We start from the raw sequence: 214 nt of genomic DNA, 5'->3' as shown, positions 1-214 counted from the left end.
ATGTGGAGCTGACGAATACTAATAGATCGAGGACTTAACCATATAATATGTAGCAATGTTATCTAGTTTTGAGAGAACATAAAAAAACTTGTTGACTTTTAAAGTGAATAAGTTATAATAATGATTGTCTCAAAAGAATAATGTCTGGTAATGATGGCAGAGAGGTCACACCCGTTCCCATACCGAACACGGAAGTTAAGCTCTCTAGCGCCGA

At 36.4% G+C, this 214-nt stretch carries 1 rRNA gene; it reads left to right on the top strand.

Annotated features, from left to right (window positions below):
* Nucleotides 1-143 precede the first annotated feature (143 nt).
* Nucleotides 144-214, top strand: a 5S ribosomal RNA gene (gene rrf, locus BAQ49_RS02740); the annotation flags it as partial.

This window comes from Bacillus proteolyticus (genome assembly GCF_001884065.1).
Classification (GTDB): domain Bacteria; phylum Bacillota; class Bacilli; order Bacillales; family Bacillaceae_G; genus Bacillus_A; species Bacillus_A proteolyticus.
The sequence above is the reverse complement of the archived record's forward strand: the minus strand, read 5'-3'. Positions and strand labels throughout refer to the sequence as shown.